Raw genomic sequence first — 22,471 nt, 5'->3', positions numbered from 1 at the left:
AAAACTTATTTTCCAGAGTATACTTTAAGTTTTCACATTGTATCTCTATAGTATATTCTTATTAAAAGGTATTATTTTGTTTAAATCAATTGAATAAGTTATCATATCCTGAAAGCGTCTTTAATTAATTTAATATAAGGAGAATTTTTATTGTTTAATGTAATTTCAATGACATCAAATCTAAAATTAGACTTATAAAGTTTTTTCTTTAAAATATAAGTTTGAGCAGTTTTATATATTTTATGTTGTTTTAAAGTAGTTATAGATTCTCCAGGAGTTCCATAGAGATTTCCATAACGTGTTTTTACTTCTATAAAAGAAATGTGATTTTTATCTTTTGCTATTAAATCGATTTCACCAATTTTGCACACAAAGTTTTTTTCTAATATAACATACCCTAGGGACTTTAAATAATCTTCTGCTATGGCCTCACCATAAGATCCAATACTTCTATTTAAAGATTTCATTTAAACACCCTTTCTATATTTTTAAGCATTACAATAATTATTATAATTATTTCCTTTTATAGTATTTAAATTCACGATTTATCATTAATTGCCAATTATTTATTTTTCATTATCAATTGATTAACGTTATTGATCAAAATATTTAATGGAGTAGATATTCTGGAGGATTAATGTGTGTTAATTTATTGTCGAATTCGGAATATTACTGAATAATGTGGGAAATTAATACAATTAAAATTTGGATAAAATAATGAATTTAATGAAATGAAAATTATTTGCAAGTAAAATTTCTAAAGATAATGTTTATATGAATTTATATTGTCAATAATTACTATATAAAATTATAATAAAGGGTGATTATATGGCAACGCAAATATTATGTGCAACCTTTTTGGGAGTAGAAGGTGTACTTATATCTGTTGAGATTGATATATGTAATGGATTACCTTGCTTTAATATAGTTGGACTAGCAGACACATCCGTTAAAGAAGCTAAAGATAGGGTAAGAGCAGCTATTGTAAATTCAGGCTATGAATTTCCTGTTAATAAAATTACTGTAAATCTAGCTCCAGCAGATATTAAAAAAGAAGGAGCACTATTTGATTTACCTATAGCTATAGGTATATTAATAGGAAGTAATCAAATAAATATACAGGATATACATAAGTATATATTAATGGGTGAATTATCGCTATCTGGAAATCTAAAAAGCATAAAAGGAGCACTTCCTATAGTAATAGAAGGTGTTAATAGGGGAATCAAAAAATTTATTATGCCCTATGGAAATGCAAAAGAATGCAGCATGATAAAAAATGCAGAAATTTATCCTGTGGATAGTTTAAAACAGGTAGTAGATTTTTTAATATATAAGGATATGTGTCCTTATATTTATAAGAAAGAAGAAAAACCTATCAAAAATGATGTTTTAGATTTTGAAGATGTTATGGGGCAGGAGGCTGCTAAAAGAGCTATAGAAGTAGCTTCATCAGGCGGACATAATTTATTAATGCATGGAGCTCCAGGATCAGGAAAAACTATGCTAGCTCAAAGAATAAGCTCAATCTTACCTAAGTTAGATTATGAAGAAGCCTTAGAGGTAACGAAAATTTATAGTGTTTATGGAAGTACAGCATATAAAGGGGGGCTAGTGGAGGAGAGACCATTTAGAAATCCGCATCATACTACTACGGAGATTGCTCTTGTAGGTGGAGGAAAGTATTTAATGCCGGGAGAAATTTCCTTAGCTCATAATGGTGTTCTATTTTTAGATGAAATATTAGAATTTAAAAAGAATTTATTGCAGGTTTTAAGGCAACCATTGGAGGATAGAAAAATTAAAATAACAAGGAATGCAGGAACTGTAATATATCCATCCAGTTTTATGCTTATTGCAGCTTTAAATCCATGTCCTTGTGGATTCTTTGGTACAAATATAAAACCCTGCAAATGCAGTGATTATGAGATTAAAAGATATTTAGGGAAACTTTCAGCGCCGTTATTAGATAGGATAGATATATTCACTCCAGTAAATCCGTTATCATATAAACAAATTAGAAGTACAACAAAAAATGAAAGTTCAGCGGAAATTAGAGAAAGAGTAGAAGTTTGTAGAGAAATTCAAAGAAAAAGGTTTAATAAAGATAATATAAATTGTAATTCAGAGATGAAAGAAAAGCACATAAAAAAATACTGTGAAATTGATGAAAATTGTAATGAAGTTTTAGAAAAAGCTTTTGAAAAATTTCATATAAGCACTAGAGTTTATAGCAGAATCTTAAAAGTTTCTAGAACTATTGCAGATTTAGATAATAGTGAAAACATAGAAGAAAAACATGTTATAGAAGCACTTCAATATAGAAGATTTATAAATAATGAAATAATTTAAGGTATATATAGGTGTAAAAATGGATAAGTATAAGTTATGGTTTGCCTCAGTGGAATTGAGTGATCATATAAAAATAAAGCTTTTAGAAGAATTAGAAAATGAAAAAAATATATATGATTATGCATTTTCTATGAAAGGAAGCAATAATAAGATTATAGACAGATTATTACAGGGTTCTGATGAAAATAAAATAAATTCAATTTATAAAACAATGGAAAGAGATAAGATTAATGCTGTCACTTTTAATGAACCTAAATATCCTAAAAAACTAATAAATATTGATAACCCACCTTATATATTATTTTATAAAGGAAATATTGAAAGGTTAGAAGATGATAGTAAGAAACTTTCTATAGTGGGATCAAGAAAAGCTACTCATTATGGGAAGAACATAGTTGATATTATTTGTAAAGAGCTAAAAAAATATGATGTTCAGATAATAAGTGGCATGGCAAAAGGAATAGATGGTGTAGCACATAGGGCATCTTTAGATAATGATATTTATACCTGTGCAATATTAGGTAGTGGTGTAAATGTAATATACCCTAAAGAAAATTTAAAATTATACGAGGACATATTAAGTAGGGGAGGATGCATTGTATCGGAGTTCTTACCAAACAAATCACCAGAAAAACATAATTTCCCCCAAAGAAATAGAATAATTAGTGGTATGAGCGATTTGGTTTTAGTTATAGAAGCTGGAGAAAGAAGTGGATCTCTTATTACTGCTTCTATGGCGTTAGAACAGGGAAGAGATGTAATGGCAGTGCCAGGTTCAATTTTTTCCATGGAAAGCAAAGGCTGTAATAAAATAATTAAAGAAGGAGCATTTGTTTTTACATCTACAGAAGATATAATAAATATACTAAAATTAAATATAATTCGACAAGAAAATGATAAAAAAATTTCGAATAATAGTGAAAAAAATGACAAAATATATAATTTATTGGGGGAAAATCCTATACATATTGATGATATTGTAAGATCTACTAATATTGACATAAAACAATTATATGGGTTATTATTTGAAATGCAACTAAAAGATGAAATATACTGTTTACATGGTAATTATTATGCTAAGGTAAATAAAAGTATATAGACATTTTAATTTAGCTTGATTTTTAAATTTAATCTATGTAATTAAAGTAATAATTAATGACAAGATTACTGGAGGGGATAAGATGGGTCAGAAACTAGTTATAGTTGAGTCACCTGCTAAAGCAAAGACAATAAAAAAATATTTAGGAAAAAATTATGCAGTGGAAGCTTCAATGGGACATGTGAGAGATTTGCCAAAAAGCCAATTAGGCGTAGATATAGATAATAATTATGAACCTAAGTATATAACTATTAGGGGAAAAGGCGAGCTTTTAGAAAAACTTAAAAAAGAAGCAAAAAAAAGTGAAAAAGTTTATTTAGCAACGGACCCTGATAGAGAAGGAGAAGCTATATCATGGCATTTAGCTAAAGCGCTTAAGATTCCTGAAGATGAAAAATGTAGAATTGAGTTTAATGAAATTACAAAAACTGCAGTAAAGGCAGCAATTAAAAATCCAAGGCAAATTAACGAAAATGTATTTGATGCTCAACAAGCAAGAAGGGTATTAGATAGATTAGTAGGATATGAAATAAGTCCTATACTATGGAAAAAAATTAAATGGGGATTAAGTGCTGGTAGAGTACAATCTGTAGCTTTAAAAATAATATGTGATAGAGAAAAAGAAATATCTGAATTTATACCTAAGGAATATTGGACTGTTGAATGTGACGTATTTAAAGATACTCAAAAGGAAAGCTTTATAATAAAATTGCATAGCAAGGATGGAGAAAAAGTTGAAATATCTTCAGAAGAGGAAAGTAACAAAATAATTAGTGATTTGCAAAATGGAACTTTTATTGTTAAAAGTATAAAAAATAGTGAAAAAAATAAAAATCCACTACCACCTTTTACTACAAGTACTCTTCAACAGGATGCTTATAGAAAATTAAATTTTCCAACTAAAAAAACTATGTCAATAGCACAGCAACTTTATGAAGGTATAGAAATTAAAGGGCATGGATCTATAGGATTAATTACTTATATGAGAACAGATTCTGTTAGAATTTCTGATGAAGCTCAAGAAAATGCAAAAAACTTTATTACAGATAATTTTGGGGAGAAGTATTTACCTCAAAGTAAGAGAATATATAAGGGAAAGAAAAATACTCAGGATGCTCATGAGGCTATTAGGCCTACTAATATTGATATAACTCCTGAAATAGCTAAAGAAAATTTAAAAGAGCCTCAATATAAGTTATATAAATTAATTTGGAATAGATTTATGGCAAGTCAAATGGCTTCTTGTATATTAGATAGTACTTCTATAGAAATCAATAATAGAGAGTATTTCTTAAAAGCAAATGGCTCTACTGTTAAATTTGATGGATTTACAAAAATTTATAGTAATGAAAATGAGGAAGAAGAAAAGGCTATAAAAATGCCTAAGCTAAATGAAGGAGATGAAATTACATCTAAGAATATAGAAGGTAAGCAACACTTTACTCAACCTCCTGCTAAATTTTCAGAGGCTTCATTAGTTAAGACTTTAGAAGAAAATGGAATAGGTAGACCAAGTACTTATTCACCTATTATATCTACACTTTTAGACAGAAAGTATGTAGAGAGAAATAAAAAGGTTCTTGAGCCAACAGAGCTTGGTTATATTGTTAATAATTTAATAAGTGAATATTTTAAAGAAATAGTAGATGTAGAATTTACAGCTGCCATGGAGAATAAATTAGATAGTGTAGAAGAAGGTAAAGAATCTTGGAAAAAGATAGTAGATGAGTTCTTTATACCAGTTAAAAAATCTATAGATATAGCTGAAAAAGAAATTGCTAAAATTACTATTGAAGATGAAATTACTGATATTGAATGTGATAAATGCGGAAGAAAGATGGTAATAAAGCATGGAAGATTCGGAGATTTTCTTGCTTGTCCTGGATATCCTGAGTGTAAAAATACTAAACCACTAGCAACAGAACTAGATGTACCTTGTCCGAAGTGTGGAAGTAAAATATTAGAGAAAAGAAGTAGAAAAGGAAATAAATTTTATGGTTGTAGCTCTTATCCAGAATGTGACTTCGTAAGTTGGTTTGAACCTACAAGTGAAAGATGTCCAAAATGCAATGAAATAATGGTTAAAAGATACACAAAAACAAAAGGTGATTATTTAGAGTGTATAAATAAAGATTGTAAGTATAAAAAAGAGCAAAATATGCAAAATAATAGTACGGAAGATTAAATTAAAAACTTTATTATGTTAAAAACTGAAGAAATATCCTATGAGTTTCCAAGAAAATTGTCGAATGAAGTAAAAATTTATTGAAATACTAAAAGTTTTATGATATTATAGTTTAGGGGAGAAACAATTCTAAAAATTAAAAATTTTGATGATAATTTTTAGATAGGTTTTAAAGTGACAGCTTTATATCTTTAAATGAGATTTCTTAGGTATAGTTAGTAACAAGATATATACTCAATTTAATGTAATGAATTTAGTAAGGAGGAGTAGAAGTGTCGCTATTAGATAAAACGAGAAAATTAAATAAAATATTGCAAAAATCAGGTACTGAGCCAGTAGTATTTGATGATATCTGCAATTTATTAAGCGAAGTATTACAGTGTAATGTTTATATAATTAGTAGAAAAGGAAAAATACTAGGCTTTAATTTTGCAGCTGGATTTGAATGTGATACAGTCAAAGACCAAGTTGTTAAAAATATGAGGTTCCCAGAAGATTACAATGATAGATTACTGAGCGTTGAGGAAACTAGATCAAATCTTTCAAGCAAAGGAATATGTGTATTTGAAGATGAGAAAGAATGTGGTGTAGAAGGAAAGCTTTCAACTATAGTTCCGATAAATGGAAATAGGGAAAGATTAGGAACATTACTTCTTGCAAGATTTAATAAAGAATTCACAGAGGAAGATTTAGTGTTAGCTGAATATAGTGCAACTATAGTTGGTATGGAAATATTAAGAGCTAAAAATGAAGAAATTGAAGAAGAAGCTAGAAAAAAAGCTATAGTTCAATTAGCAATAGGAACTTTATCTTATTCAGAGTTAGAAGCAGTTGAACATATATTCAATGAATTAGAGGGTACTGAAGGATTGCTTGTAGCATCTAAAATAGCTGATAAAGTTGGTATTACAAGATCGGTTATAGTAAATGCATTAAGAAAATTTGAAAGTGCTGGAGTTATTGAATCAAGATCATTAGGTATGAAAGGAACACATATAAAGATACTTAATGATAAATTAATTGAAGAGTTAAATAAACTTAAATAGGGTAATAAAAATAGAGCATATACTTTTGCTCTATTTTTATGTTTTAAAGAGATAAATGTTTTATAAGTTGTCAATTAATAAATATATAGAGTATATATCTTGAATAATGAATTTTATAATATGAATATTACTTATAAAAAATGGAAAACTTAATATTAAAGTATAAATTTTCATTTTTGATACATTTTAATATTAAGTATATTGAAATGGAAAATATATCTTGGGAATAATTATTAGAATTTGAATAAAGTTAATATTAATTTATTTACATATAAGATTTATAAGCTATAAATTTTATATTGAATAGTAATTATAATTATGTTATACTACACAAGTGAGAAAATACACACATTACTGTATTTGTGAAAGGGTGCCTAAATTTAGGTCTTTCATGAACATGAAGGTAATGGAGGTAAAACCAAGGAGGTATATTAAAATGGCAGTTATTTCAATGAAACAATTATTAGAAGCAGGTGTACATTTTGGACACCAAACAAGAAGATGGAACCCTAAAATGGCTCCATATATATTCACAGAAAGAAATGGAATATATATTATCGACTTACAAAAAACAGTTAAGAAAATTGACGAAGCATATGATTTCTTAAAATCTATTGCAGAAGAAGGAAAAGACGTTCTATTTGTAGGAACTAAAAAACAAGCTCAAGAAGCTATACAAGAAGAAGCGGTTAGATCTGGAATGCATTTTGTTAACAATAGATGGTTAGGTGGAATGTTAACTAACTTCAGAACTATTAAAACTAGAATAGGCAGATTAGAAGAATTAGATAAAATGGAAGAAAATGGAACATTCGACGTTCTTCCAAAGAAAGAAGTTATAAAGCTTAAAAATGAAAGAGAAAAACTAGAGAAAAACTTAGGCGGAATCAGAAATATGGATGCCAACAAAATTGGTGCATTATTTGTGGTTGACCCTAGAAAAGAAAAAAATGCTATATCAGAAGCAAAAGTATTAGGAATACCAGTTATAGCTATAGTTGACACTAACTGTGATCCAGATGAGGTTGACTATGTAATACCAGGAAATGATGATGCTATAAGAGCTGTAAAATTAATAACTGAAAGATTATCAGATGCTATAATTGAAGCTAGACAAGGTGAGCAATTAGCTGAATAATTTCTATATTATTTACCTTGACTTTAACATCTATAATTAAGATGTATGAGCATATAAATTTTTAAGGTAGGTGAGAGAAGGAATTCTTTTCATTTACCTTTTAAATTAGTTATGAAGAGGAGGAATAACAATGATAACTGCGAGCATGGTTAAAGAGCTTAGAGAAAGAACTGGTGCAGGAATGATGGACTGCAAGAAAGCTCTAAATGAAACAAATGGAGATATGGATAAAGCTATCGAGATATTAAGAGAGAAAGGATTAGCTGCTGCTGCTAAAAAAGCTGGAAGAATAGCTGCAGAAGGGCTAGTTGTAACTTATATATCTGAAGATATGAAAAAGGGTGCAGTAGTTGAAGTTAACTGTGAAACAGACTTCGTTGCTGCTAATGAAGAATTTAAAGCATTAGCTGACAATATAGCTAAACAAATAGTTGAATCAAATGTTAATACAGTAGAAGAGCTAGTAGAAGAAAAATACATAGCTAATAATGAAAAGACAATTAAAGAAGTATTAACTGCATTAATAGCAAAAATTGGTGAGAATATGTCTGTAAGAAGATTTGAAAGATTTTCTATAGACAATGGACTAATTCAAAGTTATATCCACGGTGGTGGAAGAATAGGTGTTTTAGTTGAGTTAGCTTGTGAAAAACAAGATGCTACTTTAGCTCAAGTTGCTAAAGACGTTGCAATGCAAGTTGCTGCTGCTAATCCATTATTCTTAGATAAAACATCAGTGGATCAAGAAACTTTAGAAAAAGAAAAAGAAATATATAGAGTTCAAGCTTTAAATGAAGGAAAGCCAGAAAATATAGTTGATAAAATGGTTATGGGAAGAGTAAGTAAGTACTTAAAAGAAATTTGCTTAGTAGACCAAATTTGGGTTAAAAACTCTGACTATACTATAACTAAATATCTTCAAGAAGAATCTAAGAAAATTGGAGCAGATATAAAAATCTCAAGATTTGCTAGATTCGAAAGAGGAGAAGGAATCGAGAAAAAAGAAGATAACTTTGCTGAAGAAGTTCAAAAAATGCAAGGTAAATAATTAAAATTAAAGAGAACTCTGTGTTCTCTTTTTTTCAAATATCTTGTAATTATACAAAATTATGATGTAAATATAATAAATTGGAGGTATAATATATATGGAGGCTGCGAGATACAAAAGAGTTATGCTTAAACTTTCAGGTGAGGCTTTAGCTGCAGATAAAGGATATGGAATAGATTTTGAGGTAGCTAATAAAATAGCATTACAGATTAAGAAATTAGTAGAGATGGGAATAGAAGTTGGTGCAGTTGTTGGTGGCGGAAATATTTGGCGCGGAAGAAGCGGCGAGAGTATGGATAGAACAACAGCGGACTATATGGGAATGCTAGCAACTTGTATAAATGCATTAGCACTTCAAGATTCCTTAGAAAGCGTAGGGGTACATACTAGAGTTCAAACTGCTATTGAAATGAGAGAGGTTGCGGAGCCTTTTATAAGAAGGAGAGCAATGAGACACCTAGAAAAAGGTAGAGTAGTAATATTTGCAGCAGGTACTGGAAATCCATATTTCTCCACAGATACTACAGCGGCATTAAGAGCAGCTGAGATCGAAGCAGAGGTAATTTTGTTAGCTAAAAAAGTAGATGGCGTATACGATAAAGATCCACACAAGCATTCAGATGCTGTAAAATTTAATAATCTTAACTATATAGATGTACTAGAGAAAGGGTTACAGGTTATGGATTCTACGGCTACATCGCTATGCATGGACAATAATATTCCAATATTAGTATTTGGATTAGATGAACCAGAAAATATAATTAGAGCGATTAAAGGTGAAAAAATTGGTACTCTAGTATCTTCTGATACATGTAAAGGCCAAGTTTAAATGGAGGTAATTCTATGGTAAAAGAAATTATTAAGACTGCTGACGAAAAAATGAACAAGACTATATCAGTATTAAAAAATGAATTAAGTTCAATGAAAGCTGGTAGAGCAAACCCTAAAATGCTTGATAGAATTGAGATTGAGTGCTATGGTAGCATGATGCCATTAAATCAAGTTGCTGGTGTATCTGCTCCAGAACCAAGGGTTCTTTTAATTCAACCATGGGATAAAGGTTCAATAAAGGAAATTGAAAAAGCAATCTTAAAATCAGACTTAGGTCTAAATCCTTCAAATGATGGTTCTGTTATAAGATTAGTAATACCGGAACTTACTGAAGAAACAAGAAAAAACCTTGTTAAATCTATTAGAAAAGTTGGAGAAGAAGCTAAGGTTGCTGTAAGAGCTATTAGAAGAGATGCAAATGATAAGATAAAAGCTCTTAAAAAGGACAATGAAATTAGTGAAGATGAAGCTAAGAAAGCAGAAGAAAATATACAAAAAGAAACTGATAAGTTTATTAAGGAAATAGATAAAACTCTTGAAGCCAAAGAAAAAGAAGTTATGTCAGTTTAATTATATTATTAATAAAACCTGCATTTTTGCAGGTTTTATTAATAATATTAAAAACTTTAAATATATAACTTGTTTTATTATAATACATGTAATTTTTACTAATAATAGAATTAGGTGTCTTTGAAAAATAAGTTAGTATGTTTTCATATTTAACTGGTTAATTTATATTGATGCCTTAATTAGCTAAAGCAAACAGAATGGAGAGATAAGATTGCTAGGATTTTTTAAGAAGAAAAGAAGTGAAAAAGAAAAAGTTAAATTAGATATAGAGAAAATGCCAGTACATATTGCAATTATAATGGATGGTAATGGAAGATGGGCAAAGCAAAAAGGTCTTCCAAGAGTTATGGGACATAGAGAAGGAATGAAAAGTATAAGAAGAATTGTAGATGAATGTGATAGTTTGGGAGTAAAATTTTTAACGCTTTATGCTTTTTCTACGGAAAATTGGAAAAGACCTGAAGAAGAAGTGTCTGCACTTATGAATTTAATTGTAGAGTTTTTAAATAAAGAATTAGAGGATTTGCTTAAAAACAATGTAATTTTTAAGACTATTGGAGATGTTACAAAGTTACCAAAAATTTGTCAAGATACTATAGATAATGCAAAGATGAAAACTAAAAATAATACTGGATTAACTTTAAATATAGCATTGAATTATGGTGGGCGTGATGAAATAATATTGGCAGTTAAAAATATTTGTAATGAAGTAAAGAATGATAAATTAAGTATTTCATCTATAAATGAAAAGCTATTTTCGAATTATTTATATACAAGTGGTATGCCAGATCCTGATTTAATAATAAGGCCAAGTGGAGAGCAGAGACTGAGCAATTATCTTTTATGGCAAAGTGCTTATGCAGAATTTTGGTATTCTGATATAAAATGGCCTGATTTTAAAGAAGAAGATTTACATAAAGCTATATGGGATTTCCAAAATAGAAATAGAAGATTTGGTGGGGTAAAGTAACAAAGGGGGATTAAAAATGGATAAGAGATATATTGGTGCTGCGATGATTGCACCATCATTATTAATATTCTTTATTGGTGGCGTATATCTTAAATATTTTGTGATGATTTTGGCATTGTTGGGGTTATATGAGTTTTATAAAACCTCAAAACATTGTGGAATAAAACCAGTAGCTATAGCAGGTTATGCCCTTTGTTTAGTGCATTTTATTACCTTGAAATCTACATTAGATTTAGAATTATTTTTTTATCTATTAATAATTGCAGTATTTTTGCTACTTTGTGTTCCTGTTATTAAAACGGATTATAATTTTATTGATGTAGCAGTAACTGTATTTGGATACTTATATGTAGCAGTATTCTTTAGTTTTATAGTATTAATTGAAAATAAAATACATGGAAGCTACTTAATATGGCTAATATTTATATCATCTTGGGGATGTGATACCTTAGCATATTATAGTGGCAAATATTTAGGGAAACATAAGCTAATTCCTAAAGTTAGTCCTAAAAAAACTATAGAGGGGTCTATAGGTGGACTTTTAGGAAGCATAATAGGATGTACCTTATATGGTTATGTAATCAGTAAATATGGAGTTAATATTTCAATATATAATTATGTTATCATAGGAACATTAGGAGGCATATTTGGTCAATTTGGAGATTTAGTGGCATATTCTATAAAAAGATATGCAAAGGTTAAAGATTATAGTAATCTTATCCCTGGACATGGAGGGATATTAGATAGATTTGATAGCATACTTTTCGTATCAGTTGTAATATACTGTTATATAACAATTTTTATGGGGATTTAGGAGTGAAATATAACGAAATAATTTATTCAGCTATATTACTTATAGTATTTATAATTTTAAGTATACTAATGACTAGTTATATTCAGCCTATAGTAGTAACTATAGGAATATTAATACTGTCGTTACCTATACATAAATTAATAAGAAAAAATAATATATTTAATTCAAAAACTAGTGCAGTAATTAGCTTGATATTTGTTAATGGATTTTTATTTATAATTATATTGTTTATAGGAAATTTTTTATTTACTCATATAAGAGGATTTATTAGAAATCAATATGAGGGATTTATTGTGGATTTTGTTAATATGTATAATAGAATTATACCATTTAATAAAATTGATACTTTTACTATAAAAGAGGGATTAAAGGGAGTTTTTCATAGTATATTTAATAGTGGATTTTTAACTAAAGGAGCAGTATATACTACCGATCAGATATTAACATACTTTATAGGTAATATTACTGCTTACTTTATTTTATCTGATACGATTTCTATTTGTAATTTTCTAAAAAAGATAATTACAGAAGAAAATTATTATATACTATGTGAGAAGAGTGTTGAAGTAAAAAAATTATTTAAAATATTATTTCTATCTATAGGAGTAAATACAATTATAACTATAGCAGGATTTTCAGCATTATCAGTAGAAAATTCTATAGTTCTTGGAATAGTATGCGGATTATTAGATATAATTCCTTATGTAGGGATATTTATGATTTTTATACCGTTGTTTGTGTATTATATAATGATAAGGCAATATATTATTGCATTTGGTATCATATTATTATATATTTTGCTTATGATTAATACTCAAATGATACAAACTAAATTTATGAGCAATAAGCTTCAAATTCATCCTCTTCCTATGGTTCTAGCTCTTTACATAGGAATGAAAAATTTTGGATTGGTAGGAATGATTATGGGACCATTATATGTTATAACAGTAAATGAATTTATATTGAAGCCTAAGTTTGATAGAACTTATGGTGTTAAATAGATTTATGAAGGAGAGATTGTTTTGAAGAACATAAGTATATTAGGGGTTACAGGTTCTATAGGAACACAGACCCTAGAAGTAATTAGAAGCAGTAATGATGAGTTTAAAGTGATAGGAATATCTGCTAACACCAGCTGTAATAAAGTAATAGATATAATTAAAGAATTTAATCCTAAATATGTTGCTATGATGGATCGTGATAGTTATATAAAAATAAAGGATTATTGCAGAGAAAATAGTTTGGAAGTTGAAGTTTATGAAGGACTAGAAGGGTTAAATAGAATTTCTACTTTAGATGATATAGAAATGGTAGTGACTTCTGTAGTAGGAATGATAGGTCTTATACCTACAATAAATGCTATAAGAGCTAAGAAAGATATTGCACTTGCAAATAAGGAAACTCTTGTAGTGGCTGGAGAAATTGTAATGAAAGAAGCAAAAGAAAATGGGGTAAAGATACTGCCTGTTGATTCTGAGCATTGCGCTGTATTTCAATGTCTTCAAGGAAATGACCATAAATCATTAAATAAAGTAATATTAACCGGCTCTGGTGGACCTTTTAGAGGAAAAAAGAGAGAGGAGCTTATAAATATAAGCCCAGAGCAAGCACTAAAACATCCTAAGTGGAATATGGGTAGAAAGATATCTATAGATTCTTCTACATTAGTCAATAAAGGTTTAGAAGTAATAGAGGCACATTATTTATTTGATATGCCTTACGAAGATATAGAAGTAGTTATACATCCTGAGACCATAATTCATTCAATGGTAGAGTATGTAGATGGTAGTGTTATAGCTCAATTAGGTAATACAGATATGAAATTACCTATACAATATGCATTAAATTATCCTGAGAGAAAAACTTCCATAACAGAAAAACTAGACTTTTATACTTTAGGAACATTAACTTTTGAAAAACCTGATATGGATACTTTTGGATGCTTAAAACTGGCATATGAGGCAGGAGAAAAAAGTGGTAATATGCCTGCAATCATGAATGCTTCTAATGAAGTAGCTGTAGATCTGTTTTTAAAAGGGGATATAGAGTATCTTCAAATAGAAAAAATTATAAGAGAGTGCATGAAAAATTTTGAATACATAGAAAAGCCTACTTTGGAAGAAATAATAGACATAGATAGTAAAGTAAGGCATTATGTAATAGAAAAATATAAGTTATAAGGGGTGAATTTTATGGGAGCAATGCTTCAAAATATTTCTTATGTGATTATGGGACTTTTAGCTTTTGGGCTTTTGGTAGTAGGTCACGAGTTTGGACATTTTATGCTTGCAAAATTAAATGATGTTAGAGTTGATGAATTTTCTATTGGTATGGGACCAAAGCTTTTTGGAGTAAAAGGAAAAGAAACTGAATATATGGTAAAAGCTCTTCCGATAGGTGGATATGTAAAAATGTATGGTGAAGAGGATGATATTACAACTACAGACTCTAGAGCATATGCAAATAAAAATTCTTGGCAGAAGCTTTCAATAGTATCAGCAGGACCAATTATGAATATTATTCTTGCTATAATATTATTTTCTATAGTTGGAAAAACTCAAGGATTTCAGATTTCAACCATAGGCAAAGTAGAGAAAAATACTCCAGCATATGTTGCAGGAATAAGAGCTGGAGATATTATAAAAGAAGTAGATGGCAATAAAATCGTCACTTGGGATGATTTTGTAACTAATATTATTACAGGAAAAGGCGAGGAAGTAACTATAACCATTGAGAGAGAGGGTGTAGTTGAAAATTATCAGGTTAAACCAGAGTTTAATAAAGAAAAAAATCAGTATTTAGTTGGTATTGCAGGAGCTTTTAAAACACCAACTTTTACTGAATCAGTAAAATATGGTGTGGATCAAACTTTAAGCATGGCAAAACAAACCTTTAAATTCTTTGGTCAGTTATTTCAAGGTAAAATTTCTAAAGATGATGTAGGTGGTCCTATAACCATAATAAAAGTTACAGGAAAGGTTGCAAAGCAAGGTTTAACTACATTAATGTTCTTTATTGCATATTTAAGTGTACAATTGGCTATATTTAATATAATTCCTTTCCCAGCATTAGATGGTGGATGGATTATGTTATTATTACTTCAAATAATCACTCGAAAGGAATTTAATAAAGAGAAGGTTGCAACAATAAACTATTATGGATTCATGATATTAATGGCCCTTATGGTGATAGTGCTTATAAAAGATATAGTTAGCCCTGTGCAATTTTAGGAGTGAAAGTTATGGATAGAAAAGTTACAAAAAAGGTAAGAATAGGAAATACCTATATTGGTGGAGATGCAAAAATATCTGTACAGTCTATGACTAATACAGACACTAGGGATGTTAACTCCACTGTAGAGCAAATTTTAAGATTAGAAAAGGCTGGCTGTGATATTGTTAGATGTGCAGTACCGGATATGGAAGCAGCAGAAGCTATAAAGGAAATAGTGAAAAAAATTAACATACCATTAGTAGCAGATATACATTTTGATTATAGATTAGCTTTAAAATCTATTGAAAATGGAGTTTCTAAGCTTAGAATTAATCCAGGTAATATTGGCAGTGAAGAAAGAGTTAGGGAAGTAGTAAAGGCTTCTAAGGAGAGAGGCATTCCTATAAGGATTGGAGTAAATTCTGGCTCTCTTGAGAAATCTTTGCTTCAAAAATACGGCAAACCATGTCCAGAGGCACTAGTAGAAAGTGCTTTAGGGCATGTAAGAATCCTTGAAGATATGGATTTTCATGATATAGTAATTTCAATTAAGTCTTCTGATGTATTACAAATGATTGAAAGCTATAAAATGATTTCGAGTAAAGTTAACTATCCTCTTCACTTAGGAGTAACAGAGTCAGGAACTCCTTGGAGAGGAACTATAAAATCTAGTGTAGGTATAGGGTCATTATTAACTGAAGGAATTGGAGATACTATAAGAGTATCTATAACCGGAGATGTTGAGGAAGAAGTTAAAGTAGGAAGGGAAATCTTAAAATCTTTAGGTTATATAAATGAAGGTGTAAAATTTGTATCTTGTCCTACTTGTGGAAGAACTGAGATTGATTTAATAGGTATTGCAAATGAGGTAGAAAAAAGATTAGAAAATTTAAATAAAGATATTAAGGTAGCAGTAATGGGTTGTGTAGTAAATGGACCAGGAGAGGCTAGAGAAGCTGATATAGGCATTGCAGGTGGAAAAGGCCAAGGTCTTATATTTAAAAAAGGTGAAATCATAAAAAAAGTTAAGGAAAGTGAGTTAGTTGAGGAACTCATGAAGGAAATAAAAAAACTTTAAGACTAGGAGGTAGAGAAATATGAACGTAAGCCTAGTTGATATTTTAAAAAATCATTTAAATGAAGATGAAGAAATATGCCAATATGATATTAAGGTACTGAGAGTTCAGTACCTTAAAAAAAGCGGAAAATTGAGAATACACATTAAAGGCAATAGTAGGGTAAAAGAAGAAAATAAACCAAGTGTAGAAAAACTTCTAAGAAACATTTTACCTTCTTTTAATGACTTAGAATTTATATGGTATATAGATGTGAAATCTGCTAATCTTGAAGAGGTTTGCTCCATGTATTGGACTGATGTTGTTGCAGTTGTAACCTCAAAAAGCCCAGCTTTAAGAACAGTACTTTTAAATTGCGAAAAAACAGTGGAAGATGATGCTTTAAATATATTTATCTCAAATAGATTTATTTGTGATTTACTATGTAATAAAAATATAGAACATAATCTTAGAACTACTCTTAAAGAGGTATATGGCATAAATGCTAATATTAAAGTTCAATATGATACTGATAAAAAATTTGACTATTTTAAAGAAAAAGAAAAAGAAAATATTAATATAATTCAAGAAGTTATGAAAGACAAACCTATGACGGTATCTAAGGAAAATTCAAAACCTAAATCCCCATCAAATTCAAATCAAGGAGGATACAAAAAAGGTAAATTTGAAAGTTCTAAAACGGATATTAAAGACGAAAATGTTATTGTTGGTAGACATGTAAATGGTGAAATAACTCCTATCGAAGAACTAGATCAAACTTCAGGATTTGTTTCTATCTGTGGGGATGTATTTAAGGTAGAAATTATTGAAACCAAAACCGGAAGGATAATCCCTACTTTTTATGTAACAGATTATACAAGTTCTATAACTATAAAATGTTTTTTAAAGAATCAAGAACTTGAAAGATTACAGGAAAATCTGAAGGTAGGACTTTATTGTAAGGTCAGTGGTGAAGTTATATATGATACCTATGCTAGAGAGATAGTGATAATGGGTAAGCATATAGTTAAGATGCATAAAATTGAAAGAAATGATACTAGCGAAGAAAAAAGAATAGAATTGCACGCTCACACCACTATGAGTGCCATGGATGGAGTAACTTCTGCTTCAAAATTAATCGAAACAGCAGCTAGATGGGGCCATAGTGCTATTGCTATAACAGATCATGGAGTAGCGCAAGCTTTCCCAGAAGCTATGGACACTGCAAAAAAGAATAATATAAAAATTATATATGGAATGGAAGGTTATTTAGTAGATGATGGAGTTCCAATTGTTTTAAATGGAGAAGGGCGAACACTAGAGGATAGTTTTGTGGTGTTTGATATAGAAACTACAGGATTTTCTAGTGAAAATGATAGCATTATAGAAATTGGTGCTGTAAAGATAGAAAATGGGAAAATTATAGATAGATTTAATGAATTTGTAAACCCTAATAGAGCTATTCCTTATCAAATAACAGAACTCACAGGTATTAATAACGACATGGTCAAAGATGCTGAAAATATAGCATCTATACTTCCTAAGTTTATGGATTTTATAGGTGATAGTATAGTGGCTGCACATAATGCTTCTTTTGATACATCATTTATAATGAAAAATTGTAAGAGATTGGGGCTAGAATTTAAAAGCCCAATAATGGATACAATACCGTTAGCAAAGTTTTTATTTCCAGATTTAAAAAGATATAAGCTAAATGTGATATGTAAACATATAGGTATATCTTTAGAGAATCATCACAGGGCAGTGGACGATGCTAAGGCAACTGCAGAGATAGTTTTGCATTGTTTTAACATGCTTAGAGAAAGAAATATATTAGATATTAATTCTTTGAATAGCGAATTTTTAGGAAGTTTTGATATAAAAAAAGCAATGACCTATCATATAATTATACTGGCAAAAACTCAAGAAGGTCTTAAAAATCTATATAAGCTTATATCCTATTCTAATTTAGAGCATTTTTATAGAAGACCAAGAATACCTAAAAGCCTTATTGAAAAATATAGAGAAGGGCTTATTATAGGTTCTGCCTGTGAAGCAGGTCAAATATATAAAGAAGTACTTCAAGGAAAATCTATAGAAGAAATGGAGAACATAGTAAAACTTTATGATTATTTAGAAATACAGCCCATAGATAATAATAGATTTTTAATACAAAATGGAAATGTTAAAAATGAAGAGGAACTTAAGGATATAAATAAGAAAATTTGTGATTTAGGAGAAAGGTATAATAAACCTGTAGTAGCCACAGGAGATGTTCATTTTCTAAATCCTACAGATGAGGTATTTAGAAGAATATTAATGGCAGGCCAAGGATTCTCTGATGCAGATAATCAAGCGCCCCTTTATTTAAAAACTACTAATGAGATGCTTAAGGAGTTTTCTTATTTAGGAGAAAAAAAAGCACGAGAGGTTGTAATAGTAAATCCTAATAAAATATCCGATGAAGTTCAGGCTGTAAAACCTATACCAGATGAAACCTATCCTCCTAAAATAGAAGGTGCGGAAGATGATATAAGAAATATGACTATGAAAAAGGTTCACGCTATTTATGGAGAAGATTTACCAGAAGTTATTCAAAAAAGGTTGGATAAGGAACTTAATTCTATAATAAACAATGGTTATGCAGTACTTTATTTAATTGCTCATAAACTTGTTGCTAAGTCTATAGCTGATGGATATTTGGTTGGTTCTAGAGGATCAGTTGGTTCTTCATTTGTTGCAACTATGACAGATATAACAGAAGTAAACGGTCTTCCACCACATTATGTATGTCCTAATTGTAAACATAGTGAATTTTTTATGGATGGGTCTGTAGCTTCAGGAGTAGACCTTCCAGATAAAAATTGTGAAAAATGTGGTACTGTCTACAATAAAGATGGGCATGATATACCATTTGAAACCTTCTTAGGATTTGAAGGGGATAAAGAACCAGATATAGACCTTAACTTTTCTGGAGATAACCAAGGTGATATTCATAGATATACAGAGGTTCTTTTTGGAGAAGGATATACTTTTAAAGCAGGTACTATAGGTACTATTGCAGAAAAAACTGCATATGGATTTGTTAAGAAATATTTAGATGGAAAAGGAAAGTATGCAACATCAGCTGAAATTGAAAGGCTCACATTAGGATGTACAGGAGTTAAAAGAACTACAGGACAGCATCCAGGCGGTATAATGGTTGTACCTAATGATAATGAAATATTTAATTTTTGTCCAATTCAGCGTCCAGCAGATGATTCCACATCAGATATAATAACCACTCACTTTGATTATCATTCTATAAGTGGTAGGTTATTAAAATTAGATATACTTGGTCACGACGATCCTACAGTACTTAGAATGCTGCAGGATATAACTGGACTCGATCCTAAGACTGTACCACTTTCAGATCCTAAAGTTATAAGTATATTTACTTCTACAGAGGCTTTAGGGTTAACTAAAGAAGAACTAGGATGTGAGGTAGGTAGCTATGGTATACCAGAGTTTGGTACAAAGTTTGTTAGACAAATGCTTATAGATACGCAGCCTAAGACATTTTCTGATTTAGTGAGAATTTCAGGACTTTCTCACGGTACAGATGTATGGCTTAATAATGCTCAATACTATATCAAAGAAGGCTATACAACACTTAAAGATTGTATAGCTACAAGAGATGATATTATGGTATACCTAATATATAAAGGGCTTCCTCCTAAAACTGCATTTACTATAATGGAAAAGGTTAGAAAGGGTAAAGGACTTTCAGAGGAGCATGAACAAATAATGAGAGAGAATGATGTGCCAGATTGGTATATAGGATCTTGTAAAAAAATTAAGTATATGTTTCCTAAAGGCCACGCTGCCGCTTATGTTATGATGGCAGTTAGAATAGCTTATTATAAAGTGTATTATCCTAAAGCTTACTATGCAACCTACTTCACTGTAAGAGCAGACGATTTTGATGGAGACATAGTGATTAAAGGGGAAGAAGCTATGAAGGCTAAAATGGATGAGATAAACGCTTTAGGAAACAATGTAGGACCTAAAGAAAAAGGACTACTCACCATATTAGAATTATCTTACGAAATGTATAAAAGAGGTATAAAATTCTTACCAGTGGATATATATAAATCTGATGCTACTAAATTTACCATAGAAGGAGAAATGGTTAGAATTCCTATTAGTGGACTTCAAGGTGTTGGGGAGAATGCAGCTAAGAGTATTATGGAAGCTAGAACTAACGGAGAATTTATCTCCAAAGAAGATTTACGAATTAGAAGTAAAGTTTCTAAAACAGTAATTGAAGCTTTAGGTAATCATGGTGCTTTGGAAGGCTTACCAGAAACTAATCAATTATGCTTATTTTAGGATGGCAATTTACTTGAAATTAAGCTGGAACTATGATATAATTTTGGTTAGTTTAGTGAGTTATGACAAATTTAGTTGGAGAGAGTAGGTTTTGCCTACTCTCTATTTATTAAAAACGCAACATCTATTCGTTGCGTTTTATTATATATTTTTAAATTTAAACTAAACAAAAATTAAATAAGGAGGTAGTAGTTATGCAAAATGACCCATTAGTTGAAAGACTTACAGCTCTTGCAAAGCCCATAGTAGAGAAAAATAATTGTGAGCTTTATTATTTAGAGTATGTAAGAGAAGCAGGGGACTATATTTTTAGAGTTTATATAGATAATGAAAAAGGAATTTCTCTTTCTGATTGCGAAAAAGTAAGCAGAGAGATTAGTGAGATATTAGATATTGAAGACCCAATTTCAGATGAATACAATTTAGAAGTTTCTTCTCCAGGAGTATTTAGAACGTTATTTACAGAAGCTCATTTTGAGAAGTATTTAAATCAAGATGTAAAAGTTATTTTGAACAGTTTATTAAATGGAAAGAAAAAATATGAAGGAATTTTAAAAGACTTTGATACTTTAAATTTAGTGATTGAAATTGAGAATACTCCAGTAACGATTCCAAGAGACAAAGTATCAGTAGTGAATTTAAATCCGACGTTATAGGAGGATAATGAGATGAATGAAGAATTTATAGACGCACTTAAGGAAATTGTAAAAGAAAAAGGAATAAGTGAAGATGTATTATTTAGTACAATTGACGATGCATTAGTTGCTGCATACAAAAAGAACTATGCTAATTCTCCAAATAGCGGTCAAAATGTAAAGGTTACAATGAATAGGGATTCTGGTGAAATTCATGTTTACGCACAAAAGGAAGTTGTAGATGAAGTTTACGATGAAAGTTGTGAAATTCTATTAGAAGAAGCTAAAGAAATAAGCCCAAGGTATGCAATAGGAGATATAGCAGAAATAGAGGTTACTCCAAGACAGTTTGGTAGAGTAGCAGCACAATCTGCAAAGCAAGTTGTTATACAGAGAATTAAGGAAGCAGAAAGAAATATCATATACAATGAATTTATAGCAAAGGAATATGATATAATTACAGGAACAGTAATAAGAAAAGATAGAGGAAATGTATTTATTAATTTAGGCAAAATAGAAGCAGTACTTGGACCTAATGAACAAATGCCTAGAGAAGAGTATGTCTTCAATGAAAGGCTTAGTTTATATATAGTTGAAGTTAGAAATACTACAAAGGGTGCTCAAGTAGTAGTTTCAAGAACTCATCCAGGGTTAGTTAAGAGATTATTTGAAAGAGAAGTACCAGAGATATATAGTGGTATTGTAGAAATTAAAAGTATATCAAGAGAAGCAGGTTCAAGAACAAAGATAGCTGTACATTCAAAAGATGAAAATGTTGACGCAATGGGTGCTTGTGTAGGTCCTAAAGGAATAAGAGTGCAAAGCATTGTAAATGAACTTAAAAATGAAAAAATTGATATTATAAAATACAGCAAGCTTCCAGAAGAGTATATTGCTAATTCATTAAGCCCAGCTAAAATTTTAGAAGTTACAGTAGACGAAGAAAATAAAAGCGCTAAAGTTGTAGTTGATGATAACCAGTTATCACTTGCTATAGGTAAAGAAGGTCAAAACGTAAGATTAGCAGCAAGATTAACTGGATGGAAAATTGATATAAAAAGCAAATCTCAAGCTTACACAGCTTTAGATGTTATTGACGTTAATGAAGAAACTGAGATAAATGAAATTCTAGAGTAGGTGATAT

18 protein-coding genes are annotated in these 22,471 nt (G+C 29.8%); 17 read left to right on the top strand and 1 reads right to left on the bottom strand.

Annotation, left to right across the window (positions count from 1 at the left end):
* Window positions 1–101 precede the first annotated feature (101 nt).
* Window positions 102–467 carry a YraN family protein gene (locus tag B2W91_RS20450; RefSeq protein ID WP_291584309.1) on the bottom strand — a complete coding sequence of 122 codons (366 nt, stop codon included), beginning with the start codon at window positions 465–467 and terminating at the stop codon, window positions 102–104.
* Between the two features lie 361 nt (window positions 468–828).
* On the opposite strand from B2W91_RS20450, the gene B2W91_RS20445 reads away from it, so the two are divergent.
* The 17 genes from B2W91_RS20445 to nusA all read left to right on the top strand — a co-directional run bounded on the left by B2W91_RS20445 (window position 829) and on the right by nusA (window position 22,464).
* A complete protein-coding gene (locus tag B2W91_RS20445) occupies window positions 829–2,352 on the top strand; it encodes a YifB family Mg chelatase-like AAA ATPase (protein ID WP_291584307.1) in 1,524 nt (507 codons plus the stop codon).
* A 19-nt stretch (window positions 2,353–2,371) separates the two neighbouring features.
* Window positions 2,372–3,451 carry a DNA-processing protein DprA gene (gene dprA, locus B2W91_RS20440; RefSeq protein ID WP_291584305.1) on the top strand — a complete coding sequence of 360 codons (1,080 nt, stop codon included), beginning with the start codon at window positions 2,372–2,374 and terminating at the stop codon, window positions 3,449–3,451.
* An 82-nt stretch (window positions 3,452–3,533) separates the two neighbouring features.
* Entirely contained in the window at window positions 3,534–5,636 is a 2,103-nt protein-coding gene (gene topA, locus B2W91_RS20435) for a type I DNA topoisomerase (protein ID WP_291584304.1), read from the top strand.
* Window positions 5,637–5,908: 272 nt separating this feature from the next.
* The gene (gene codY / locus B2W91_RS20430; RefSeq protein ID WP_291584303.1) at window positions 5,909–6,682 is read left to right on the top strand and encodes a GTP-sensing pleiotropic transcriptional regulator CodY; all 774 of its coding nucleotides are present in this window, start codon (window positions 5,909–5,911) and stop codon (window positions 6,680–6,682) included.
* Window positions 6,683–7,118: 436 nt separating this feature from the next.
* Window positions 7,119–7,820 carry a 30S ribosomal protein S2 gene (gene rpsB, locus B2W91_RS20425; RefSeq protein ID WP_291584300.1) on the top strand — a complete coding sequence of 234 codons (702 nt, stop codon included), beginning with the start codon at window positions 7,119–7,121 and terminating at the stop codon, window positions 7,818–7,820.
* Window positions 7,821–7,950: 130 nt separating this feature from the next.
* Complete coding sequence (gene tsf / locus B2W91_RS20420; protein WP_291584298.1) at window positions 7,951–8,868, top strand: translation elongation factor Ts; 918 nt, start codon at window positions 7,951–7,953, stop codon at window positions 8,866–8,868.
* Between the two features lie 97 nt (window positions 8,869–8,965).
* Window positions 8,966–9,697, top strand: a complete 732-nt coding sequence (gene pyrH, locus B2W91_RS20415; RefSeq protein WP_291584297.1) for a UMP kinase — start codon at window positions 8,966–8,968, stop codon at window positions 9,695–9,697.
* A gap of 14 nt (window positions 9,698–9,711) precedes the next feature.
* A complete protein-coding gene (frr, locus tag B2W91_RS20410) occupies window positions 9,712–10,269 on the top strand; it encodes a ribosome recycling factor (protein WP_291584296.1) in 558 nt (185 codons plus the stop codon).
* 211 nt (window positions 10,270–10,480) lie between these two features.
* Window positions 10,481–11,239, top strand: coding sequence for an isoprenyl transferase (locus B2W91_RS20405; protein ID WP_291584295.1), 759 nt, complete (start codon window positions 10,481–10,483; stop codon window positions 11,237–11,239).
* A gap of 16 nt (window positions 11,240–11,255) precedes the next feature.
* Window positions 11,256–12,053, top strand: a complete 798-nt coding sequence (locus tag B2W91_RS20400) for a phosphatidate cytidylyltransferase (protein WP_291584294.1) — start codon at window positions 11,256–11,258, stop codon at window positions 12,051–12,053.
* 2 nt (window positions 12,054–12,055) lie between these two features.
* Window positions 12,056–13,054 carry an AI-2E family transporter gene (locus B2W91_RS20395; RefSeq protein WP_291584293.1) on the top strand — a complete coding sequence of 333 codons (999 nt, stop codon included), beginning with the start codon at window positions 12,056–12,058 and terminating at the stop codon, window positions 13,052–13,054.
* A 21-nt stretch (window positions 13,055–13,075) separates the two neighbouring features.
* Complete coding sequence (locus B2W91_RS20390) at window positions 13,076–14,233, top strand: 1-deoxy-D-xylulose-5-phosphate reductoisomerase (RefSeq protein WP_291584292.1); 1,158 nt, start codon at window positions 13,076–13,078, stop codon at window positions 14,231–14,233.
* A 12-nt stretch (window positions 14,234–14,245) separates the two neighbouring features.
* A complete protein-coding gene (gene rseP / locus B2W91_RS20385; RefSeq protein WP_291584291.1) occupies window positions 14,246–15,283 on the top strand; it encodes an RIP metalloprotease RseP in 1,038 nt (345 codons plus the stop codon).
* 11 nt (window positions 15,284–15,294) lie between these two features.
* A complete protein-coding gene (ispG, locus tag B2W91_RS20380; protein ID WP_291584290.1) occupies window positions 15,295–16,344 on the top strand; it encodes a flavodoxin-dependent (E)-4-hydroxy-3-methylbut-2-enyl-diphosphate synthase in 1,050 nt (349 codons plus the stop codon).
* 19 nt (window positions 16,345–16,363) lie between these two features.
* Window positions 16,364–20,692 carry a PolC-type DNA polymerase III gene (locus tag B2W91_RS20375; RefSeq protein WP_291584288.1) on the top strand — a complete coding sequence of 1,443 codons (4,329 nt, stop codon included), beginning with the start codon at window positions 16,364–16,366 and terminating at the stop codon, window positions 20,690–20,692.
* Between the two features lie 194 nt (window positions 20,693–20,886).
* Window positions 20,887–21,348, top strand: a complete 462-nt coding sequence (gene rimP / locus B2W91_RS20370; protein WP_291584286.1) for a ribosome maturation factor RimP — start codon at window positions 20,887–20,889, stop codon at window positions 21,346–21,348.
* A gap of 12 nt (window positions 21,349–21,360) precedes the next feature.
* Window positions 21,361–22,464, top strand: a complete 1,104-nt coding sequence (gene nusA / locus B2W91_RS20365) for a transcription termination factor NusA (RefSeq protein WP_291584284.1) — start codon at window positions 21,361–21,363, stop codon at window positions 22,462–22,464.
* Window positions 22,465–22,471 lie beyond the last annotated feature (7 nt).

Source organism: Clostridium sp. UBA6640, from assembly GCF_002455975.1.
Classification (GTDB): Bacteria; Bacillota; Clostridia; order Clostridiales; family Clostridiaceae; genus Clostridium_J.
The sequence above is the reverse complement of the archived record's forward strand: the minus strand, read 5'-3'. Positions and strand labels throughout refer to the sequence as shown.